Annotated in this window: 9 protein-coding genes; 6 read left to right on the plus strand and 3 right to left on the minus strand. The window is 31.2% G+C overall.

The window, feature by feature from the left end; all coding sequences use genetic code 11:
- Positions 1 to 74: 74 nt before the first annotated feature.
- The 3 genes from SULYE_RS04960 to SULYE_RS08740 form a co-directional block, all read right to left on the minus strand.
- The gene (locus SULYE_RS04960) at positions 75 to 269 is read right to left on the minus strand and encodes a hypothetical protein (protein ID WP_007547131.1); all 195 of its coding nucleotides are present in this window, start codon (positions 267 to 269) and stop codon (positions 75 to 77) included.
- Positions 270 to 470: 201 nt separating this feature from the next.
- Positions 471 to 1,559 (minus strand): IS3 family transposase, encoded by a 1,089-nt coding sequence (locus SULYE_RS04965; RefSeq protein WP_343122142.1) that lies wholly within the window; start codon positions 1,557 to 1,559, stop codon positions 471 to 473.
- Positions 1,523 to 1,669: a transposase gene (locus SULYE_RS08740; protein WP_083790682.1), complete on the minus strand. Its 147-nt coding sequence runs from the start codon at positions 1,667 to 1,669 to the stop codon at positions 1,523 to 1,525. The genes SULYE_RS04965 and SULYE_RS08740 overlap by 37 nt, the downstream gene beginning before the upstream one ends.
- 503 nt (positions 1,670 to 2,172) lie before the next feature.
- On the opposite strand from SULYE_RS08740, the gene SULYE_RS08370 reads away from it, so the two are divergent.
- From SULYE_RS08370 to SULYE_RS04990, 6 genes are all read left to right on the plus strand, one after another.
- Complete coding sequence (locus SULYE_RS08370) at positions 2,173 to 2,346, plus strand: hypothetical protein (RefSeq protein WP_007547133.1); 174 nt, start codon at positions 2,173 to 2,175, stop codon at positions 2,344 to 2,346.
- Positions 2,321 to 2,824: a hypothetical protein gene (locus SULYE_RS04970; protein WP_007547134.1), complete on the plus strand. Its 504-nt coding sequence runs from the start codon at positions 2,321 to 2,323 to the stop codon at positions 2,822 to 2,824. Before SULYE_RS08370 ends, SULYE_RS04970 begins: the two co-directional genes overlap by 26 nt.
- 9 nt (positions 2,825 to 2,833) lie before the next feature.
- Positions 2,834 to 4,207 carry a phosphoglucomutase/phosphomannomutase family protein gene (locus SULYE_RS04975; protein ID WP_007547137.1) on the plus strand — a complete coding sequence of 458 codons (1,374 nt, stop codon included), beginning with the start codon at positions 2,834 to 2,836 and terminating at the stop codon, positions 4,205 to 4,207.
- Between the two features lie 12 nt (positions 4,208 to 4,219).
- Positions 4,220 to 4,639, plus strand: coding sequence for a hypothetical protein (locus SULYE_RS04980; protein WP_007547138.1), 420 nt, complete (start codon positions 4,220 to 4,222; stop codon positions 4,637 to 4,639).
- A 278-nt stretch (positions 4,640 to 4,917) separates the two neighbouring features.
- Positions 4,918 to 5,331 (plus strand): hypothetical protein, encoded by a 414-nt coding sequence (locus tag SULYE_RS04985; protein WP_007547140.1) that lies wholly within the window; start codon positions 4,918 to 4,920, stop codon positions 5,329 to 5,331.
- Positions 5,324 to 5,719 (plus strand): acyl-CoA thioesterase, encoded by a 396-nt coding sequence (locus tag SULYE_RS04990; RefSeq protein WP_007547142.1) that lies wholly within the window; start codon positions 5,324 to 5,326, stop codon positions 5,717 to 5,719. Before SULYE_RS04985 ends, SULYE_RS04990 begins: the two co-directional genes overlap by 8 nt.
- Positions 5,720 to 6,290 lie beyond the last annotated feature (571 nt).

Consider the following 6,290-nt stretch of genomic DNA (forward strand, 5'->3'; position numbering starts at 1 on the left):
AAAATTTTACCAAAAATTGCTTAACAATCTCTTTCTCCGGATTTAAATCTTTAACCATTTGTAATATAAGAATATTAGTCCTGAAGAGTTTTTAAAAACATTTCACTAATACTTTCTTCTAAATCTTCCATATCTTCTATACTGATATCACTGAAAATCTTATTTAGCCTATGGATTATTTCTTCTAAGCTTTCAATGCTTTCAATTTCATGGATCAAATATAAAGTTGCATATAGATTATGAACTGGCTTATGTTTAACCATTTCCATCTTGTACACCTCTAAAAATAAATTTATTATACTCTTATTTTAGTGATTTTATGTTAAGAAAATATTAAGATTTTGTTAAGATTTATTAAAATCTGTTTAAAAGATTATCAATATAAGACAGACGCTGGTAAGATTATTACTGAAAAGAAAATGTCCTCACTTGTCAAGACCAATTTAAAGTAATTTCTTATTCCTAACATTTTAAGCTGCCTTTAACAAATCTTTAATTTTAGAGCCAAGCATTTCATCAGATAAATTGTAATAAACCATATCTGGGGTTTTATAGCCTATACTTGAATGTATCCTTTGACTATTATAAATCTCTATATACTGATTTATACCTTCTCTTGCTTCTTTTATAGTATTATAGCCTTTTGGATATACATTCTCATATTTCAATGCCCTCCAAAATCTCTCTATCACTGTATTGTCTATACTCCTACCATTTGCATTCATTGATATTTTTATACCGTTTTTCTCTAATATCTCTATATGTTCTTTTGATGTGTACTGGCTTCCTTGATCTGAATTGAATATCTCTGGTTTTCCGTATCTCTCTATTGCCTCTTCTAAAATGCTGGTTGTTAAATAGCTATCCATCGTATTGCCTAGCTTCCAGCTTAATACTTTCTTGCTATGCCAGTCTATTATGGTTGCTAAGTATGCATAGCCTTTCTCTAATTTAATGTAGGTTATATCACCGCTCCATATTTGGTTTGGTCTTTGTGTTGTAGTTATCTGCTCTAACAAATATGGATATTTCTTGTTTTCTTTGTTTAAAATGGTTGTTTTTGGTGGTGGATATAATGCTCTTATACCCATAAACTTATAAGTTCTACTTAACTTTCTCTTTCCTACTTTTATTCCTATGCTTTCTAATGCTTTCTGCATTCTTCTGGCACCATAATATGGATGTTCTGTATAGATTTTATCTATCGCATCTAATAAAATTTTGTCTTCTTCACTTGAAAATGGTTCTTTTTTAGTGTAATAATAAGCTGTTTTTGATATGCTTAGTAGTTCAAGTTGTCTGTTTAGTGATAGTGAAGGATTTGTTTGAGTTTTAGCTTGGACACCTTCACTGTTATCGATTAGAGTTTTTCCAATCAATAAGTCCAAGCTTTTTAGCTTTCCCTGTAGCCAATCTCTCTCTACGATTACTTTTCCTAATTTTTTTGCTAATTTTTCATTTTCTTCTTTTAGGTTTTCTATTTCTTGTTTGTATTCTTTTACAACTGAGCTTTTGTCAAATGCTAAGGCTGCATATTTTCTAAGAATTGTTTTTTCCAGTCTATAAGACTTTTAGGAAGAATGCCGTATTTGCTTGCTATTTCGTTTATGGTTTTGTTTTCTTGAAGTAGCTCTAAAACTACTTTTAGCTTAAAATTCTGGACTGTAATTTTTCCTGGTTCTTTTCATCTTAATGTCCTCCTTTTGTTAAATAGTTTACATTCATGGAATAAAATTTTTCAATTTTTTGGTTGCAATTTGCGAGGATATTATATTTTCTTAGTTTAAAAAAATTTTTGGTATATTTAATATACGATGACGGAAAAAGGTTGATTGATAAACATTAGAGGAAGGATAGCCTTAGATGTCATTCTGAGCGAAGCGAAGAATCTCATGTTTTTGTTTAATTTCTCACCTCTACTTATATATTTTAACATAGTTTGATGATATACCTTGGATTAGAAATCAATAATTTTTATAGAATTTTAAAAAGGAAGATTCTTAAGACTAAAGTTATTAGAATCATAGCCAAAGGCTGAGCAATAAATGAATTAGAGGAAAGATAATCTTTTATGTCGTTCTGAGCGATAGCGAAGAATCTGACACTTTTATTGAATTTTAAACCGGCCGTATGTGATAAAATTAATTAATAAAGCAACCCGAGGTCTTTAAAATGGAAACAGAAAGCAGTTGGATAGAGCTTGGTGGTATAATCTTTTTTACATGGATGGTTATAATAGTTGGATTGTTATGGGGGCTTTCAATAAAAGCAAGCTATAACGAAGAAAAACAAAAACAAAAGCAACAACAAGAGTTAAAAGATGGACAATCAAACCAAAACTCCTAACTATCCATTTATTGTCTTAACAGGATTTGGAATTATAGCTACGCTTATTTTCTTATTCATCTTTGTTTATCAAAAGTCTGTCTCTACAGTTAGAGAAAAAGCAATAATGGAAAGAGCATATCCAAAGGTAAAACCTCAAGAGTACTACTATGAGCTAAAGAACATTGCATCAAAAAATGGCTTTACAGTTTTAGATATTCAAACAGATACAAATTATTTTTTAATTCAACTTTATTCTAAAAACTATATAGAAAAAGCTAAAAATGTATCCTTATCCCTTCCACCCATGACAGTCATTACGCTATCTATCTATGACCTTGGAGATGGAACTGCAGTCGTAGGTAACAATCCATATTTATGGAGAGTTTTGGTTGAAGGGAAAGCCTCGGACTCTTTAGCTAAGGAATATTATGAGCTTGTAGATTTGATACTTAATGATGTATACTATTCTCTAAAAGAAAAGAAAAAGAAGCTATAAGGGGATGTCATGATAAAGTTTGGAACAGATGGATATAGAGCCATCATCGGAAAAGATTTCACTTTTGAAGTTGTAAGCCAAATAGCACAAGCTCATGCAGACTCTCTCAAAGAAAGAAACGGTAAAAAAATAATTATCGGATATGATACTCGTTTTATGTCCTCTGACTATGCAGAACTTGTTGCGGAAGTTTTTTCTTCCAATGGTTTTGAAGTAATTTTATCAAATTCTGTCTGTACAACACCGGCTTTATCTTACGCAGTCAAACATTTAAAAGCAGATGAAGGAGTTATGATTACAGCATCTCACAATGGGTATAAGTACAATGGATACAAGATAAAAGGTAGCTACGGTGGTCCGGCAACACCTGAGATTATAAAAAGTGTAGAAGATAGAATAGGAAAGAATGGAGTTAAAACAGGTAAAAAAGATTGGCAGCTTTTTGATGTAAACAATTTATATTTAAATACAATAAAATCTTACTTTGATTATTCAATCTTTAAACAAAAAGAGCTAAAGCTTGTACACGACCCAATGTTTGCAACTTCCATAGGTATGTATAATAAACTTCTTGAAGATACATTTATTGACGTAATTCAGATTAACCATTTTAGAGACCCATACTTTGGATTTCATCATCCGGAACCGATAGATAAAAATTTATCTTTGTTAAAAGCTAAGGTGATAGCTACAGAAGCAGATATTGGTATTGCAAACGATGGAGACTCTGACAGAGTTGGAGTTGTTGCAGAAGATGGAGAGTTTGTAAATACGCAGATAGCATATGCTTTACTTTTATTGCATACAGTTAGAAATAGAAAAACAAAAGGTAGTGTAGTAAAAACTGTATCAACAACATATTTGGTTGACAGAATAGCAAAAAAAGAAAATATAAAACTTCACAAAACACCTGTTGGCTTTAAATACGTAGCTGATATAATGCTGAAAGAACAAGTAGCCTTTGGTGGAGAAGAGTCCGGAGGATATGGTTTTGGATTTCACATTCCGGAAAGAGACGGTATACTATCCGGTATGTTATTTTTAGAAATGATGATGCTTTACGGAAAACCACTAACAGAAATAATAAAAGACCTATTTAAAGAATTTGGAGAATCCTACTACAAAAGAGAAGACCTAAAAGTGGAAGGAGATAAAGGTATAAAGCTTGTAGAAGATTTGAAAAATAAAGAAATAAAGGAATTTGCAGGTTTAAAAGTCAAAGAAAAGGATTTAACAGATGGTGTTAAACTTATCTTTGAAGACGATAGCTGGGTACTATTTAGAGCATCAGGAACAGAGCCAGTTTTAAGAATTTACGTAGAAACTCCAAAATTAGAGCTTACAGAAAAAGTGTTAAATGAAGGAAAACAATTAATTTTATAAAGGAGAGTCGCTATGGAAGAAATGTATCAACCATTTGAAATTTTATTAACAGAAGAAGGAGAGCTTATAGTTTTAGTAGAGCCTGAAAAAAATTTAATGTCTCTTTTACAAAAAGAATCTCTAAACGTAGAAGTGGATATTGACGTAGATTATGATGATGAAGATGAAGAGCTTTATCTGCTGATAACTGCATATATAGATGGTGCAGAAATTTTCTTTGCACTGCCTTATGGTGAAAGCTGGGAAGTATTGGCAGAAAAAGGAGCTTTTACAGTGGCATTTATTTCTGAAGCTGACTTTGAAAAAGGCAACTCAGACAACACGCCTACAATGACAATTCAATTAGATGATTTATTGGTTGGATTTGTAGAAGGATGCCAAAGAACAGCTGAAGTCTTATTTGAGGAATGGGAAGAGTTTGGAATGGAATGATTGAGAAGAACATTTGCCAAAGTCCTAAGAGTATGACAGTTAAAGATTGAATAATTTAGAAGAAAGACGATGTATAGGGTGAGAAATTAAAGTTTAACAAGGAGATCCTTCGAACTTACGTCCGCAGGATGATAGAAAAAGGTTGAATGATAAACATTAAAGTAAGTAAGACCTTATTCGTTATTCTGAAGCCGGCGAAGAATCTCATGTTTTTGTTGAATTCCTCACCCGACGTAGAATTTTTTAATTTTGATTATTTAAATGGGAGTGATTTTAAGATGAAAATCGGAATTTGGTCAATAGAAGACATTACAGGTCCATTTGATACATTTTTGGCAGATGATGGAAATGTTTATGCTTTATTTGAGTATAAGAAGAAGGTAGTTGATAAACTTGTTAAAGATAAGCTTACGTATGAGCTGGAAATAATCGCATCCTATGAAGAAGCCGGACCAACTTTAGTTTTTTTAGTCATGACAGATGAAGCGGCATTTATAATACCCATTGCATATGGAGAGATACTTTATAAACTATTAGAAAGAGGATATATAGTCATAGGATTTTTATCTAAAGAAGATTATGAAAAAAGGGTTAAGAAACTTATTCCAATGGGTAAGATATTTCTAAGCGATAAACAAAAAGGGTTTGTTGAAGGATTTCTAAGAATGAATGAAATTTTCTTAGATGAATAAGTTAATCTATAAAAGGAAAGTTAATTTTTATGAAACAGACGCTCAGGGGATAGTACATCACTCAAACTATCCCCGATATTTTGAGGAAGCAAGGGGATATTATTTAGAACATATAGGTTTTCCATATCATAAATTAAGGGAAGAGCTAAGAGTTGATGTCGTTCTTCTGTCTTTAAACGTCCAATATCTAAAACCAGTCTATTTTGGCGAGGAGTTAGAAATCAGATTCTCTATCATAGAAAAGGATAAATTTTTCTTTAAATTTAAATATGAAGTTTTTTCAAATGAAGAATTAAAGACAGTTGGAGAGACGAAACACTGCTGTCTAAATAGAGATACAAGAAAAATAATTAAAATTCCACAAATTCTATACGAGAGAATGGTGTAAATTCTTATTTATGATTGTTCCAGCTGGGAATCTTACAATTGTCTTCAGGATTGCAGTAAGATTCTCCCTAATGTCATTGTACAGCCGGCGAAGAATCTCCGCTTTTTAACTACTACTTATTTACTGTAATGGCAATTCATGAATTACTTCTACTTTTGCTTTTTAAAAAAGAGCCCATCCGACTAAAGTCTTCAGAATGACGGTAAAAGGTTGAATTATAAACGTAAGAAAAGAGGATAGCCCTATTTATCATTCTGCAGCCGTCAAAAAATCTCTCACTTTTACCAAATTTCTCACCCGACGATTGATATTATTATCTTTAGTTTGTTTATTTTTTTTAGAATTTCTAAATCTTCTTTACTTTCTTTAATCAAGGTTAAATTTAAGTATGGCATACATGATAAGATATTAATAATAAAATTTTGTTTGGAGCAGACTAATATGAGTTTAGAAAAAGTTATAGATATAGCAAAAAAAGAGTTGAAAGGTTATGAATGGGAAATTTTTTATTTAAAAAATAAAAAGTTAAAATCTCAATCAAACGACCTTAAACTTGATAAAGTATCAGTTT

It is taken from the genome of Sulfurihydrogenibium yellowstonense SS-5 (assembly GCF_000173615.1).
GTDB classification, from domain to species: Bacteria; Aquificota; Aquificia; order Aquificales; family Hydrogenothermaceae; genus Sulfurihydrogenibium; species Sulfurihydrogenibium yellowstonense.